Here is a 15,665-nt window from a genome sequence, read left to right as displayed (position 1 = left end):
ATGCCTATTTTACGTTAAAGATTTGTTCTAATATTTTAATCGTAATCAAATACGTAGGTTTTACACCGGTTGTTCCTAATCCTCCCGATGCTAGAGTGCTTCCTGTTTCTAATGGATTATCCGATGCATAATAAGCGTATCTTACTTTTACATCTGGATTAATACTTTTTCTAATTTTAGAAGCCGATTGAATCGCTTTTTGATAATACGCGCCTTCCATTTCTAAACCAATCGCTTGCCAAGTTGATTCATGGAAAAACTTCAATAAATCTCTGTTTTGAAGCGATGTACCTAAAACCGTTATCATTGGACCTGCAAAAACAGGAATTCCGTTCCCCTCAAACATCTCTTTGGTTAATTCATTTTCAAAAGGATAATTATCCGCTGTTCCTTCGTTTACATGTGCGCACGGAATCATAATATCGCCTTTTCCTCCTTCTAAAATTCCAGCTTTACCCATAATAGAAACTGATTCAAGATTCAAGAATATTTTGTTTTTCTTTTCTGTTTTATACGGTTTCAATAACTCATCAATTGTCTCAAAAGCTTGTTCTCCAAAGGCATAATCCATTACAATAATAACCGGTTTTTCTTTGGCTAATTTTGCATCTGCAAAAATGGTTTTCTTGAAATCAATTTTAGCAGTATCAAAAATTTGAACGTCGATATTGGTTCCTGATGCATCTGGCAACGAAATCATTCCTTGTGATAACGCAAAATCTTCCACTTTCTTGCGTAACTCTTTGTTTGCCGAACTACTTAAATCCTCAAATATCTGAAATTCAGGTGTGTTTTTGTATTTTTTTCCTAAAACTGGTTCTGCAAATAATGAGTTCATCACACTGTGCATATTGGCACTAATGATATGAATTGGTCTATCAATTAAATCGTTTTGAAGTAATACTTCTTTAATTGTGGTTGCCCAAATGTCACCATAAATGTGATGACCTAATCGTTCTCTTAAAATGGGACTAAAAGTAATGGTTCTTTTATTGTTATCAACAACTTCTTCTATAGCTAATTTTCCTAACCAATACACAACGTGTAAGAATCGATCTGGAGCTTCGGCAGTAGCAAAATCATCGTAAATATCTTGTACTTCTGCAAACGTTCTTCCTAAGACATTAGCCGCATGAGAAATTGCTTTTTCACGGTCAATTAGACTTAATTTTTTAGTTTGTTTTACCGCTATTTCTAATTTTTGCCAATCTCTTGAAACTGAACCTTCGTCATCGATTAAAACACGGTCTTTAATTTTGTGCGATTCGATAAAGATGAACGTTAAATGTGTCAAAATATCATAAATATCCGAACGTCCTCTTGTGATTTCCACATTCATTTGTTCGTCATCTATACGGTAACAATTTCTTCTTCTTTTTGGAGGAACAATTGCTTTAAAATGCGAATTCGAATAGCCTTCATCTGAAGTTAAATTGATGTAACGGCATTCTTCAATTCCAATTGGTAAACGTTCAATTACGTATAAAAGTCCGTTTAGTTCTACTTTTTCTTCGGCTATAGAACCGTAAATTTCTGGTCGAAGCGATAATAATGCTTCTCTTAAGGTTTCCCCTGAAACACCCATTGGCTTATAGAAACCTCTGTTGAATAAATGTCTCATGGTAATGTACAGTCGCTCAATAGCTGCTGAGGACTCTTGCGCTCTAGAACGCGAAATGTTTTTAATGTCTTTCATTAATTTTTTTATTTTCTAACCTACAAATGTAGTGTTTTTTATTTTAGTTCGTTAAAATCAGGTTTATTGAGGGTTCATATACGCTGATTTTTTCTGAATTTTCACTTGATTGCTTGCTCCATTTTCCGTAAGCATACGTATAAAAGAAATCTCTATCTACATAATTATAAAGCACATATGGTTGATATTTGTTGCCTGTTTTATTGCTTTCTATCAACAATTTCTCATATGCAACAAACATACCGTTTTCGGGAAAAACCAAATCAAATTGCGAAATAGAATAACGGTGTTTGAGAACTCCTTTTTTTAGCGTTACAACAAAGTCTTTTGTTAGTAATTCTTCACCAGGAAATCCGTTTTCGTCTACGCTATAAAAATGTAATTTTATAGTGGCATCCTCAATTCTACTATCTGTAAAAATGGTTACTTCTTTTAAAAATTTTGTTTTATTATAAGAAGCTTTATAAGGAAAAAACTTTGCTTCGATTTTAGGTCCGTTATCAAAAGATTGAAAAATAGCATCTTTGATTTCACCAATTTCAATTTGTTTCGACTGTTTTTTATTCAATATAACCACTTCTCTTAAATCGTACGTCATTGGTCTTAACAACACTTCCGATACTTCGGTTCCTTTAAGCACTTTTCTTTCATAACCTAATACTGAAATTACAATGTTTTTTTGGTTTGAAGCTTCTAAATAAAACGTTCCATCTGCATCTGACATAGTGCCAATCGTTTCATTTTCCACCCAAATATTCACAAACGGAATGGGTTCGCCAGAAATACTGTCTTTAACTACGCCACGGATTTGGGCTGTAAGAGAAATAGATAGTAAGTAAAAAAAGAAGAGATATTTCATTAGTTGGTTAGAGTTATAGTCATAGAAGGAGCTAAATATTTATCATGATATTTTCTCATTAATAAATTTTCATAACTCTTTGGATTTTTTAAAATGTGTTTTTTAGATTTTGTCCAATTTCCGTTTATTGTTGATTGCCAAATAATATCATGTTCAATAGGAATAAAACATAATTCAGGTTCAATTGACATTGATTTACGTGTTACTTTATTCCCTTGATTATCTTTATAAGTATATTCACTATAATGCTTATTATCTTCGATAAGTAATTTTTCAAAAGAAATAAAAAACCCAACTAAAGGAATCTTAAGTCTGTACTCTGTTAAATCAACTTTATTTTTACTTTTGCCTTTTTTTACAGAGACAATAATTTCTTCGTCTATTAAGCTTTCTCCAGGAGAATTATCAGTATTTACACTTAAAATTTTTATTCTAATTTTTGCATTATCAATATCTGATTTGGTTAAAAATTTTATTTCTTTTAAAAATGGATGTGTTATCATTTCATCATAAGGTTTAAAATAAACCGCAGAATTTATATTTCCTAATCCAATTCTAAAACCGCTTGTTTCATAGTTACCTACTTCAATTTCATTCTTAAATTTTGGTTGTTCAATAACCACTTCCTTCAACTCAAAAACTTTTGGTTTCAATAAAATTATATCTGTCCTTGAAGATGCTTTTTTTACTTCATACCCCAATGCCGAAAAAACTAAGACTTTTTCTTCTTTTATATCTAATGAAAAACTACCGTTGGGTTCAGAAGTAGTGCCAATCGTTTCATTCTCCACCCAAATATTCACAAACGGAATGGGTTCGCTAGAAATACTGTCTTTTACTACGCCGCGAATTTGTGCGGAAAGGGATATTGTTAAAAAGAAAAAGAGTAATGATTTCATTAATTTGTTAGTATAAGATTTATTGCCGGTTCAAAAACTTTATTATTGTATTTTTCTTTTGAGCCTATTTCATTGTTATGCCATCTTTGTAACTTAATCCATTTTCCAAATCTATTATGATATGTGTTTTGTTCTTCAACTAAATTGCATTCAAAATCAGGTGCATAATATATTTTTTTGATTAATTTTTTACTTTTGTTTTCAGTATATTTAAATTCATATTTATTGCTTTCAATTTTTAAAACTTCATAAGCAATAAATAAACCTTCTTCTGGGAAAACTAATTTGAAATTTGAAATATCAATTATATTCTTCCTTTTTCCTTTTTTAACCGTTACAATAATATCCTCATAAAGTAAATCATCTTCAGGAGAACCTTCCTTATTTACACTAAAAATTCTAATTTTAAATTTGGCATTATTAACTTTACTTCGAGTTGTAATTTTTATTTTTTTTACAAACTTTGTTTGTTCATAAGTGGTTTCATATTTAAAGAATTTTGCGTTAGACCATTCTAAATCTCCCGAAATATGATAGCCTAAAGGTTTATTAAAATTTCCAATTTCAATTTCTTTTTTAAATTTTGGTTGTTCAATAACCACTTCCTTCAACTCAAAAACTTTTGGTTTTAGTAGAATTACTTCGCTTTTAGAAGATAATTTCTTTGTTTCAAAACCCAAAGCAGAAAAAATCAATACTTTCTCGTCTTTTATATCCAATGAAAAACTTCCATCTGCTTCCGAAGTGGTTCCAACAGTTTCATTCTCCACCGAAATATTCACATACGAAATTGGTTCGCCAGAAATACTGTCTTTGACCACGCCGCGAATTTGTGAAAACGCAAACTGTGCAACAATCAAAAAAATCCAAATCAGTCTTTTCTCTTTCATCTTTATTCTTTTATCTCAAAAAACTGTGCAATTTTTCTATCGTTACTTAATCTAGGTAATTTATTTTGTCCACCTAATTTGCCTATTGATTTCATGTAGTCTTGGAAACCGTTTTTTGGAACTTTTGTGATGACTAATGTTCGCAGTACATTCCCAACAATCAAATCGTCATAATACACGTTTTGTTTGCGCATAGCAGCGTCGATTTTTAAAGCAAAATCTTCTAAATTGGTTGGTTCATTTTCAAATTCGATGAACCATTCGTGATATGGCAATCCTTCATTTGGTGTGATTTGTGGCGCAACTGTAAATTCATTTACGCGAACATCAGTTCCTTCCATTGCTTCTTTTAGTGCTGATTCCACTTCTTTTCCGATAACGTGTTCGCCAAAAGCGGAAATATAATGTTTGATTCTTCCTGAAACGATTACTCGATACGGTTTTAAACTCGTAAACTGAATCGTATCGCCAATATTGTAAGCCCAAAGTCCGGCATTTGTTGAAATTATTAAAACGTAATTAACGCCTAATTCCACTTCGCCAATTGTAAAGCGTTTTGGATTTTCAGTGAAAAATTCGTCGGCTTTAATGAATTCATAGAAAATTCCGGAATTCAATAACAGTAACATGCCTTTTTCTTTTTGTGAATCTTGGTAGGCAAAAAATCCTTCTGAAGCGGGAAACAATTCAATAGAATCAACTTTTCTTCCGATTAAATTTTCAAATTTTGCTCTATAGGGTTCATAATTGACACCACCATAAATAAACAAATTGAAGTTTTTGAAGATTTCGCCAACCGGTTTGTTTGCTTTTTCCTTTAACTTCTCAAAATACATTTGCACCCAAGACGGAATTCCAGAAATCACAGACATATTTTCCTTGATGGTTTCCTCTACAATCGCATTGACTTTAGTTTCCCAATCTTCGATACAATTGGTTTCCCAACTTGGCATGCGGTTTTTTTGCAAATATTTCGGAACAAAATGCGCTACAATTCCGGATAATCTTCCCAATTTAATTCCGTTTTTTTCTTCTAAAATGGGACTTCCTTGTAAGAAAATCATTTTTCCAGATACAAAATCCGCTTTTCCAGTTTCATAAATGTAACTTAAAATAGCATTTCGAGCCGCTTGAATATGAAAGGGCATCGATTCTTTTGTCAATGGAATGTATTTAGCTCCCGAAGTAGTTCCTGAAGTTTTAGCAAAATAAAGCGGTTTTCCTTTCCAAAGTACATTTTCTTCGCCTTTTACGACTTTATCAACATAATGTTTCAAACCTTCGTAATCGCGAACGGGAACTTTTTGAACAAAATCGGAATGGGATTTTATAGAATCAAAATCGTGGTCTTTTCCAAATTGAGTTTGAGTTGCTTCTCTGATTAATTCTTCAAAAACTTTTTGTTGGGTTTCAATAGGATTATTAGCCCATTTTTGGGTTTTGGCGTGAATTCTTTTGGCAAATAACTTAGCCGCAAAAGCTTTTACTGACATGTTAATTGAAATTGATAAATTGCGTTGGATCAATTGGGAAACCATCTTTCCATAATTCAAAATGCAATGTAGCACCCGAATTAAGAACGGAATTTGTATTTCCAGCTAAAGCGATTACTTCTCCAGATTTTACTATATTTCCTTGAGTTTTTGTTACTGAAGCCGCGTTTTTATAAACAGATAAAATATCATCTTTATGGCGTACAATCACCACATAACCCGAACTAGGAGTCCAATCAGAAAAAATAATAGTTCCTGTTGCAACGGCTTTAATTGGAGTGTTATTGGTTAATGCAATTTTCACTGCTAAATGTTTATTAGCAACATTATATTTTTGTAAAATAGCTCCTTGTGCTGGAGGAAATAACACAAAACTAACCTTTGGTTTAGAAGATTCAAAAACATTGTACTTATCTTCTTTTATAACTTGATCTCTTAATTCTTCTTCTTTTTCAGTTGCGGTAAGTCCTGATAAATCTAAATCTGCAGCATCTAAGGCTTTAATAGAATCTTTATTTAATTTGGCATATTCTAAATCACCTGTAAGTACTTTTTTGATAGAAGCAATATAAGCATTATTGATTTTTACCGACTTTTCTAAAGAATCTGATTTTATAGCCATATCCATTGCTTCCTGCTTTAATTTAGAAGAAGCATAACCTGGAATATATTCGCGAAGTGGCGTAAAAGCAATAATATAGGTGGTAACAAAAATGATTATTATTGCTCCTAATGTCCCCACAACAAAGACGTTCATTAAATTTAATTTTAATGAAAAAGTTTCTTCAAAAGTGTCCTCGTTTAGAATAACTAACCTTCTCTTATTGAATAATTTTCTTAATAAAAGTTGTCTTTTTAGCCTTTTATTAGCCATCTTATTAGTTCTATTAATTACACAAATATACTAAATACAACGGGTTTCTAATTTCTAATAGTATAATTAATCGTTAAAAAATAATCATTTGTTAATTTCTTTATATCTTTGTGCTTTAAATCATAGAAAAAATGAATGCATTAACTATATCTTTAGGAATTGTAGGAGTTCCACAAGCAATTTTAATCATAGCAATTGTTTTATTATTATTTGGAGGTAAAAAAATTCCAGAATTAATGAAAGGTCTTGGTGGAGGTGTTAAAGAATTTAAAAACGCCATGAAAGACGATGAGCCTAAAAACTCTAAAAAAGAAGAAGAAACTAAAGAAAAAGAATAATTTTTCTTTTCAATATTTAAAATCCCAAATTCCAGTTATTTCAAAAGGAATTTGGGATTTTTTTTATAGAACGCAACCAAATTATCATTTCATCATCTTTAAAATATAAAAACATTCTCATGAAAAATTTTGGTTTTTTAATTTTAGCTATTACTGCATTATTTAGTTGTGATAAGAATAATGATTATGATTCTAATTTGGCAAACTCTTCAGTAGTTGATGTTTATGTCACAGGAAAATATAACAACAATCCGTGTTATTGGAAAAACACACAATTAGTATTACTTGATAATGGTGGGCTAACTAATGGGGTTGCTCAAAAAATTATGGTTTCAGGTTTAGATGTGTATGTTTTAGGTCAAGGAACTGGATATCTTAATACTTTATATTGGAAAAATGGAATATTAATTGATTTAAATTCTTTATTAAATCCCAATAATGAACCCTTTTTACAAATAAATGACATGTTTGTTGAAGGAAATGATGTTTATTTCTGTGGTAGTATTGGAAATTATACTACTAAAGAAGTTTGTTTTTGGAAAAATGGAGTGAAAACTACTTTAAGTCACAATGACAATGGTAGTGCTAATTCAATAGTAGTTTCTAACAATGATATATATGTTACTGCTCAAAGCAGCTTAGGAAGAGGTTACTTCAAAAATGGAATATTTAATGATGAAACATATTATTGTGGAATATATGGATTGAGTAAGATAAATAATGATGTATACCTTTATGGAACAAAAGATAGCTCCTTGACAGGCTCAAATTATCAAGGATACTATAAAAACTTAACAACAGATATTGCTACCTATTTATCAAATGTTGAGTATGTTAGAAATTTAAATGGATATAATAATAATATATATTTTAATGATAGTTTAAATTTTTATACGAACAATAATCCTGCTTCATTTTTTTATAATGGAATGGGAATAATAGATTTTAAAATTGTTAATAATAATAGTTATATAATTAGTATTGAGGATTCATCAACTGTAAATTTTTATTTAGATATTAATAACACGAATTCAATTCAAATTAGTGGTGCAGATGGTGAGTTTACTTCAATTCTAGTAAATTAAAATAAATAAATTTTTGAAAAATTCGTTGTATTATGATTTACAAAATCATCGTCAACTGAATGCGTTTTCTTGCTTCGTCCACCTCAACGACTTTTACTTGCACGTGTTGGTGCATTTTTACCACTTCGTTTACATCCGAAACATAGCCTTCTTTCAATTGCGAAATGTGCACCAAACCACTTTCTTTGATACCTAAATCTACAAAACATCCAAAAGCCGTAATATTATTCACAATTCCTGGTAAAATCATGCCGGTTTTTAAATCAGAAATAGAGCGAACATTTGGATCGAATTCGAAAATTTTTGCTGCTTTTCTTGGATCTAAACCTGGTTTTTCTAACTCTTTTAGAATATCTTTTAAAGTTAAAATCCCTATTTCAGTTGTGATATAATTTTCAGGTTTTATTTGAGCGATTTTTTCTTTATTAGCGATTAATTCATTGGTTTTGATGCCTAAATCTTTTGCCATTTTTTCCACAATAGGATACGCTTCAGGGTGAACAGCTGAATTATCCAATGGATTTTTCCCATCGCGAATTCTAATGAAAGCTGCGGCTTGTTGATAAGCTTTTTCTCCCAAACGTGGCACTTTTTTCAGTTGCTTTCTATCTTCAAAAGGCCCGTTCTCTGAACGATAAGCCACAATATTTTCCGCCATTTTTTCACCAATTCCTGAAACATAACTCAATAATGATTTACTAGCAGTATTGATGTTAATCCCAACAGAATTCACGCAACTCATCACCGTGCTATCTAATGCTGATTGTAACTTAGTTTGATCTACATCGTGCTGATATTGTCCAACACCGATAGATTTTGGATCAATTTTTACCAATTCTGCCAATGGGTCAGAAAGTCTTCTTCCAATCGAAACAGAACCACGAACGGTTACATCGTAATTTGGAAATTCTTCTCTCGCAATTTTACTCGCAGAATATACCGATGCTCCCGCTTCCGAAACCACAAAAACTTGAACCGGTTTATCAAAAGCAATTTTTTTGATAAAAAACTCCGTTTCACGAGAAGCTGTTCCATTTCCAATAGAAATGGCTTCAATATTGTACGCATTCACCATGGAACGAATTTTTTTCATCGCCATAGCGGTATCGTTTTGTGGTGCATGTGGATAAATGGTTTCGTTATTTAATAAATCTCCTTTTTCATCTAAACACACTACTTTACAACCAGTTCTATAACCAGGGTCGATAGCTAAAATTCGTTTTTCGCCTAATGGTGGTGCTAATAGTAACTGACGTAAATTTTCGGAAAACACATCAATCGCTTTTATGTCGGCTTTTGCTTTTGCTTCTTGCAAGGTTTCGTTTGAAATTGCTGGTTCCAACAAACGTTTGTAGCTGTCTTTTATCGCTAATTCTAAATGTTCGGTTGCATCCGAATTTTTATTTTTGATAATATTTTCTTCGATAAAATTTAAGGCTTCTTCTTTTTCGATTGCGACATTTAATTTCACAAAACCTTCCGCTTCAGCTCGCAACATAGCTAATAAACGATGCGATGGTGCTTTGGAAATCGGTTCTGACCAATCGAAATATTGGGAGAATTTTTGAGCCGCTTCGTCATCTTTTTTAGTTTTAACGACTTTAGTTGTGATTTCAGCTTTTCGTTGGAATAAGCGACGTAAATTTTTACGAATAAATATGTTTTCGTTAATCCATTCCGCAATGATATCGCGAGCGCCTTGTAAGGCTTCGTCTTCATTTTTAACGTTTGCATTCAAATATTTCGATGCTAAAAACTCAATATCATCAGTCCCGACACTTCGGGATTGACTCATAATGATTTTTGCCAACGGTTCTAATCCATTTTCACGAGCGACATCAGCTTTGGTTTTTTTCTTCTTTTTATAAGGTAAATAGAAATCTTCCAATTCTTGTAAATCAAAACTATTTTCAATTTTAGCTTTCAATTCTGGCGAAAGTGCATTTTGCTCTTCAATCGATTTTATAATGCTTTCTTTTCGCTTAATGATTTCATCAAATTGCTTGTTTAATTTCGAAATAGCTTCGATTTGAACCTCATCTAAATTTCCAGTTTGATCTTTTCGGTAACGCGAAATAAACGGAATCGTACAATCTTCAGAAAGTAATTTTATAGTAGCTTCAATGCTTTTTGGAGCAATGTTGATTTGGTTTTGAATGAATTGAATGTGGGTCATTTTATTTTTATTTAACACAAAGATGCAAAGGTTTTCGCAAAGTTTACAAAGTATTTAATTGATTCGTTAATTCAATTTTTTAATTTTATAAAAATATATTAAAATGAATGAAGCCTTAATGTACTTTTGTATTGTTATTAATATTATAACATTTTTAGTATTTGGCTACGATAAATGGCAAGCTAAAAACAATAAAAAACGCATTTCAGAATTCCATTTGCTTTTATTGGCTGGAATTGGTGGAACTATTGGAGGTTTATTAGGAATGAATTTTTTCAAACACAAAACCAATAAGTTTTCTTTTATTTTGAGTTTCTACACTATTGTGATACTTCAGGTTGTTTTATTGTATTTCGGTATTCAAATGTTTAAAAGCTAAACCTATATTTTCAATAACATCTGTTATTAACATACTTTCTTCGCTTTGTGTTTGAAGTGTAATATCAGCTGCTAATCCGTGAAGATAAACACCTAATTTAACAGCTTCTAAAGTAGTATAACCTTGTGCTAAAAATGAAGTAATCATTCCGGTTAATGCATCACCTGAACCACCTTTTGCTAAACCTGAATTTCCAGTAGTATTTTCAAAAGAGTGAATTCCGTTAGTGATAAACGTTTTGTGTCCTTTTAAAACAATGACGCAATTTAATTCTTTAGCTTTTTGGATGGCTGTATTTCTTCTTTCAGATTCAGAATCATGTTCGCCAAATAATCGGTCAAATTCTTTTGGATGTGGCGTTAAAACAAATGGAAAATTAAAGTTTTTCCAATCTATTTTATATTTTGCAATCAAATTCAATGCATCGGCATCAAAAACAACGGGAAGATTGTTTTCGTATAATTCGTAAATGTATTGTAGACTGATTTCATCAACGCCAATTCCGGGACCAATTCCAATGGTTTGATAAGGTGATAAATCGTTCATCACACAAGAATTGGCATACATAGCTTCGGGAACCGAATTAAAAAGAACATTTTTGTTTTCTGGAGAAAATACAACAGTTAACAACCCAACACCTGAACGCAGACAAGCTTTAGAAGCAATTATTGCTGCGCCCATTTTATCTGAGCTTCCTGCAATTAACAAAGCATGACCAAGTGTTCCTTTGTGAGAATCACATGGTCGCTTTTTATAAATGTTTTTAATACAATTCAAATCTAATTTTATGAGTTTCATTTGAATTGATTTTAAGATTATTGGTTATTTACAAGCGATTTTTTTCACGCGATTAGCGTGTCTTCCGCCTTCAAATGGAGTATTTAAAAAGGTATCTACCATTTCAACAGCTTGTTGAATAGAAGTGTAACGAGCTGGAATACTTATAATATTAGCATCATTATGTTGACGCGCTAAAGCAGCAATTTCTTTTGTCCAACATAAAGCGGCACGAATATCTTGGTGCTTGTTAACCGTCATAGCAATTCCGTTTCCTGAACCACAAATTACTATTCCTAAATCGGCTTTTTTACTTTCTACATCGTAGGCTACTGGGTGACCAAAATCCGGATAATCTACGCTATCAAAAGTATCGGTTCCATGATTAAAAACCGTATGTCCTTTTTCTTCTAAATATTGAACAATCGCTTTTTTATAATCTGGACCAGCGTGGTCATTTCCAATTGAAATTTTCATAAGTTGTTGTGTGTTTTGTATATGCAAAAGTACTAAAGAAAAAGAAGTAATAATAATATGATTCTGGTTTTGATATTTTTTTAATTATTTCTTTTAAAATCAGAGAATTATACAATAAACTAACCTTAAAAATACACTTTGTTAACTTCTAAATGTAAATCGTTGAAAATCAGTTAATATTAAATTAACACTCATTGTTAACAACTTTGGATAGAAATTTAGAAGTTTTTTTAGGTTGTATTAAAAAAATTTGTAATCAAAAATTGAAATGAAAAAATCAAGCAGAGTTATTATTTTTTGTTGAAAAATTATCAATACAAATTCACAGGTTATTAACATAAAATTAAAAGTAAACTTATTTACAATTTAATTCAAATTCTGTATTTCAACAGTAGTTAATAACTCAAAAATAAAAAATAAAAAGCATCAGATTTTCAAATATTTAATTAAAATTAAAAATGTTAATTACGTTGTATAACTTAGGATAACTTTATAAAAATGGATTTCTTAAAAAACTTATTCCACATATTAACACGCTATAATAACCATCATAAATTTAAATTTAATTAAAAATATTTTTTGTTGTTTTTAATATATGTTGAAAACTTTCAACTTTAAAAAATTAAACAATTTTTAAATGATCGTCTTCATTTAGTTTTTTTAGAATTTCTTTTACGGTTGCTTCGTCGTTTGGATGCACTTTTAATTTGATTCCGCCGTAAGCAATTGTGGCAAAAGGATCGATTCCTACAATAGTTTCGTTTTCAAAAAAATAAGCAATTCCTTCTTGCTCTAATAAATTTTTAATAATTAAAGTCTCGTGTTGGTAAGTAAACACGGCAATGGTAATGAAGTTTTCCATAAAATAAAAAAGGGTTCTTTTGATTATAGAACCCTAGCTTTTTATTAAACAATAAATTTTTCTTTTTTATTTTCGATAAGGATATTTTTAACCTTATCAATATTTTGTTCTTCTATTTTTAAACTAATGTTTCCAAAACCTATACTTTGTAATGGATCAACTGATACTACCGTTTCATCTTGAATTATATATGGAATTTTTTTTCGTTCCAAAATACTTCTAATTTTCATGGTTTCTCTTTGGTTGTTGAAAATAGCAACTACTACAAAATCATTCATATCTTTTACATTTTTCGTTATTTCACAAATATACGAAAAGTTATTTTTTCATTAAAACTGAGCCTCCTTCATCAATAACTTATAACAATTTCGTAACTTTCAGCAATAATTGAAAATGATACAATGAGTAAGAAACCAAAAAAATTAGGAAAGAAACCAAAAGATTTTACCGCACAAATATTTAAAATACTTTCAAGAGAACCTTCTAAATCTTTTAATTACAAACAAATAGCTGCAGTTTTAGAGTTAAGCGATACTAAAAGTCGCAATGAAATAATACGAGATTTAAAAATTCTAAAAGCACAAGATAAAATTCATGAAACGGAAATTGGAAAATATCAAATAATTTCCAAAGCAGAATATTATGAAGGTATAGTTGATATGACGTCTCGTAAAACAGGTTATTTTATTTGTGACGAATTAGAAGACGATGTTTTTATTCCGTTTATCAACTTAAATCATGCGTTAGATGGAGATAAAGTAAAAGCTTATATCTACAACAGAAGAAGCTCACGTAGACCAGAAGCCGAAATTTTAGAGATTTTAGAACGCGATAAAATTGAATTTGTAGGTGTAATTGATATTCAAAAAAACTTTGCTTTTGTAACTACAGCTAATGCTAAAATGTATACCGATATTTTTATTCCAAAAAATAAAATAGGTGAAGCGGAACACGGTGATGTTGTTTTAGTAAAAATGGAAGATTGGCCAAAAAAAGCCGATTCTCCTTTTGGTTCTGTTATAAAAGTGTTAGGAAAACCAGGCGAACACAACACCGAAATTCACGCCATATTAGCCGAATATGGTTTACCATATGATTTTCCAATTGAAGTAGAAGCGTTTGCAAACAAAATGGACACTTCAATAACCGAAGAAGAAATTGCTAAACGTCGCGATATGCGTGATGTTTTAACGTTTACAATTGATCCAAAAGATGCTAAAGATTTTGATGATGCTTTATCATTTCAAGTTTTAGAAAATGGAAATTACGAAATCGGAGTTCATATTGCTGATGTTTCGCATTATGTACAAGAAGGAACTATTTTAGATGATGAAGCGTATAAAAGAGCAACTTCGGTTTATTTAGTTGATAGAGTTGTTCCAATGCTTCCAGAAGTATTATCTAACTTTGCTTGTTCGCTTCGTCCTCACGAAGAAAAATATACCTTTTCAGCTGTTTTTCAATTGAATAATAAAGCGGAAGTTGTAGATGCATGGTTTGGACGAACAGTAATTTATTCTGACCAACGTTTTGCGTATGAAGAAGCACAAAGTATTATAGAAACAAAATCGGATAAAATTCCAGCTGAAATTTCATTAACTGCAAGCGAATATATCGTTCCAAAACCGATTGTTGATGCAACTCTTAAAATGGATGAATTAGCTAAAATTCTTCGAAGAAAAAGAATGGCAGCTGGAGCAATTTCATTTGATAAAGTAGAAGTGAAATTTAATTTAAATGAAAACGCAGAACCGGTTGGTGTTTACTTCAAACAAAGTAAAGATGCCAATCATTTGATTGAAGAATTCATGTTGTTAGCGAATAGAAAAGTAGCGGAATTCATTGGGAAACAAAAGAAAACCTTTGTGTATCGTATTCATGATGAACCAAATGAAGATAAATTAATCGGACTACAATCGGTTATTTCTAAGTTTGGATATTCAATCAATTTTAAATCAAAAAAGGATATTTCTAATTCGTTAAACAATTTATTAAACGAAGTTCAAGGTAAAAAAGAACAAAATTTAGTGGATACTTTAGCTATTCGAAGTATGAGTAAAGCAGCGTATTCTACAGAAAATATTGGTCACTACGGATTAGCATTTGATTATTACAGTCATTTTACATCGCCAATTCGTCGTTATCCTGATGTGATGGCACATCGTTTGTTACAACATTATTTAGATGGTGGAAAAAGTGTTGATGCTGATTTGTATGAAGAAAAATGTCAGCACTCTTCTAATATGGAAAGTTTAGCGGCTAATGCCGAACGCGATTCTGTAAAATACATGCAAGTAAAATACATGCAAGACCATAAAGATCAAGAGTTTTTAGGAGTAATTTCTGGTGTAACTGAATGGGGAATTTATGTAGAAATCATCGAAAATAAATGCGAAGGAATGGTTAGAATCAGAGAAATTAGAGATGATTATTACACCTTTGATGACAAACAATATGCATTAGTAGGTGAAGTTTCTAAAAATATTATACAATTAGGTGACGAAGTATACGTTAAAGTAAAAAATGCCGATTTAGTGAAAAAACAATTGGATTTTCATTATTTGAGAAAGAGAGAGTAATTAAGTGATTAGTGAAAAGTAATTAGTGATTAGTTACGTACGAAATTATTATTTCGACGTTAGGAGAAACGTTAGTTTAGTGAAGCTAAATCTCATAATAAGATGAAGATAGTTGAATTTGTAAAAAGTAATATTTCTATATTTTTAATATTTGGAGTTTTCTTTGTTTTATTATCTTGTTTTATATTTTTAACAAGTATAAATGAGCCTGATTATCATGGATATGCTAGAGGTTTTACAATAATAATTTTTACTCTTGGCTTATTTCTTTTTATTATAGA

15 protein-coding genes are annotated in these 15,665 nt (G+C 30.7%); 4 read left to right on the top strand and 11 right to left on the bottom strand.

The window, feature by feature from the left end; genetic code table 11:
• Window positions 1–4: 4 nt before the first annotated feature.
• From LOS86_RS00320 to LOS86_RS00295, 6 genes are read right to left on the bottom strand one after another with little or no spacing between them, the layout of a single operon-like run.
• Entirely contained in the window at window positions 5–1,696 is a 1,692-nt protein-coding gene (locus tag LOS86_RS00320; protein ID WP_231842680.1) for a DUF6909 family protein, read from the bottom strand.
• 43 nt (window positions 1,697–1,739) lie between these two features.
• A complete protein-coding gene (locus tag LOS86_RS00315) occupies window positions 1,740–2,555 on the bottom strand; it encodes a carboxypeptidase-like regulatory domain-containing protein (RefSeq protein WP_231842679.1) in 816 nt (271 codons plus the stop codon).
• The gene (locus tag LOS86_RS00310; RefSeq protein ID WP_231842678.1) at window positions 2,555–3,454 is read right to left on the bottom strand and encodes a carboxypeptidase-like regulatory domain-containing protein; all 900 of its coding nucleotides are present in this window, start codon (window positions 3,452–3,454) and stop codon (window positions 2,555–2,557) included. The genes LOS86_RS00315 and LOS86_RS00310 overlap by 1 nt, the downstream gene beginning before the upstream one ends.
• Complete coding sequence (locus LOS86_RS00305) at window positions 3,454–4,344, bottom strand: carboxypeptidase-like regulatory domain-containing protein (RefSeq protein WP_231842677.1); 891 nt, start codon at window positions 4,342–4,344, stop codon at window positions 3,454–3,456. The genes LOS86_RS00310 and LOS86_RS00305 overlap by 1 nt, the downstream gene beginning before the upstream one ends.
• A 2-nt stretch (window positions 4,345–4,346) precedes the next feature.
• Window positions 4,347–5,837 carry a GH3 auxin-responsive promoter family protein gene (locus tag LOS86_RS00300; RefSeq protein ID WP_231842676.1) on the bottom strand — a complete coding sequence of 497 codons (1,491 nt, stop codon included), beginning with the start codon at window positions 5,835–5,837 and terminating at the stop codon, window positions 4,347–4,349.
• 1 nt (window position 5,838) lies between these two features.
• Entirely contained in the window at window positions 5,839–6,711 is an 873-nt protein-coding gene (locus LOS86_RS00295; protein ID WP_231842675.1) for a murein hydrolase activator EnvC family protein, read from the bottom strand.
• Window positions 6,712–6,842: 131 nt separating this feature from the next.
• Between LOS86_RS00295 and tatA the strand changes: the two genes are divergently transcribed.
• Both tatA and LOS86_RS00285 read left to right on the top strand, forming a co-directional pair.
• Entirely contained in the window at window positions 6,843–7,049 is a 207-nt protein-coding gene (gene tatA / locus LOS86_RS00290) for a twin-arginine translocase TatA/TatE family subunit (RefSeq protein ID WP_231842674.1), read from the top strand.
• A 119-nt stretch (window positions 7,050–7,168) separates the two neighbouring features.
• Window positions 7,169–8,134, top strand: coding sequence for a hypothetical protein (locus LOS86_RS00285; RefSeq protein ID WP_231842673.1), 966 nt, complete (start codon window positions 7,169–7,171; stop codon window positions 8,132–8,134).
• A 37-nt stretch (window positions 8,135–8,171) separates the two neighbouring features.
• On the opposite strand, the gene LOS86_RS00280 is transcribed toward LOS86_RS00285, so the two are convergent.
• A complete protein-coding gene (locus LOS86_RS00280) occupies window positions 8,172–10,310 on the bottom strand; it encodes a Tex family protein (protein ID WP_231842672.1) in 2,139 nt (712 codons plus the stop codon).
• A gap of 103 nt (window positions 10,311–10,413) precedes the next feature.
• Between LOS86_RS00280 and LOS86_RS00275 the strand changes: the two genes are divergently transcribed.
• A complete protein-coding gene (locus LOS86_RS00275) occupies window positions 10,414–10,689 on the top strand; it encodes a DUF1294 domain-containing protein (protein ID WP_231842671.1) in 276 nt (91 codons plus the stop codon).
• Here the strand turns inward: LOS86_RS00275 and LOS86_RS00270 are convergent.
• The 4 genes from LOS86_RS00270 to LOS86_RS00255 all read right to left on the bottom strand — a co-directional run bounded on the left by LOS86_RS00270 (window position 10,654) and on the right by LOS86_RS00255 (window position 13,083).
• The gene (locus LOS86_RS00270; RefSeq protein WP_231842670.1) at window positions 10,654–11,487 is read right to left on the bottom strand and encodes an NAD(P)H-hydrate dehydratase; all 834 of its coding nucleotides are present in this window, start codon (window positions 11,485–11,487) and stop codon (window positions 10,654–10,656) included. The genes LOS86_RS00275 and LOS86_RS00270 overlap by 36 nt on opposite strands.
• Before the next feature lie 24 nt (window positions 11,488–11,511).
• Window positions 11,512–11,943, bottom strand: coding sequence for a ribose 5-phosphate isomerase B (gene rpiB / locus LOS86_RS00265; RefSeq protein WP_231842669.1), 432 nt, complete (start codon window positions 11,941–11,943; stop codon window positions 11,512–11,514).
• A gap of 622 nt (window positions 11,944–12,565) precedes the next feature.
• Entirely contained in the window at window positions 12,566–12,805 is a 240-nt protein-coding gene (locus LOS86_RS00260; protein WP_231835682.1) for a DUF2007 domain-containing protein, read from the bottom strand.
• A 44-nt stretch (window positions 12,806–12,849) separates the two neighbouring features.
• Window positions 12,850–13,083, bottom strand: coding sequence for a hypothetical protein (locus LOS86_RS00255; protein ID WP_231842668.1), 234 nt, complete (start codon window positions 13,081–13,083; stop codon window positions 12,850–12,852).
• Window positions 13,084–13,206: 123 nt separating this feature from the next.
• Between LOS86_RS00255 and rnr the strand changes: the two genes are divergently transcribed.
• Window positions 13,207–15,384, top strand: coding sequence for a ribonuclease R (rnr, locus tag LOS86_RS00250; protein ID WP_231842667.1), 2,178 nt, complete (start codon window positions 13,207–13,209; stop codon window positions 15,382–15,384).
• Window positions 15,385–15,665 lie beyond the last annotated feature (281 nt).

This window comes from Flavobacterium cyclinae (genome assembly GCF_021172145.1).
GTDB classification, from domain to species: Bacteria; Bacteroidota; Bacteroidia; order Flavobacteriales; family Flavobacteriaceae; genus Flavobacterium; species Flavobacterium cyclinae.
The sequence above is the reverse complement of the archived record's forward strand: the minus strand, read 5'-3'. Positions and strand labels throughout refer to the sequence as shown.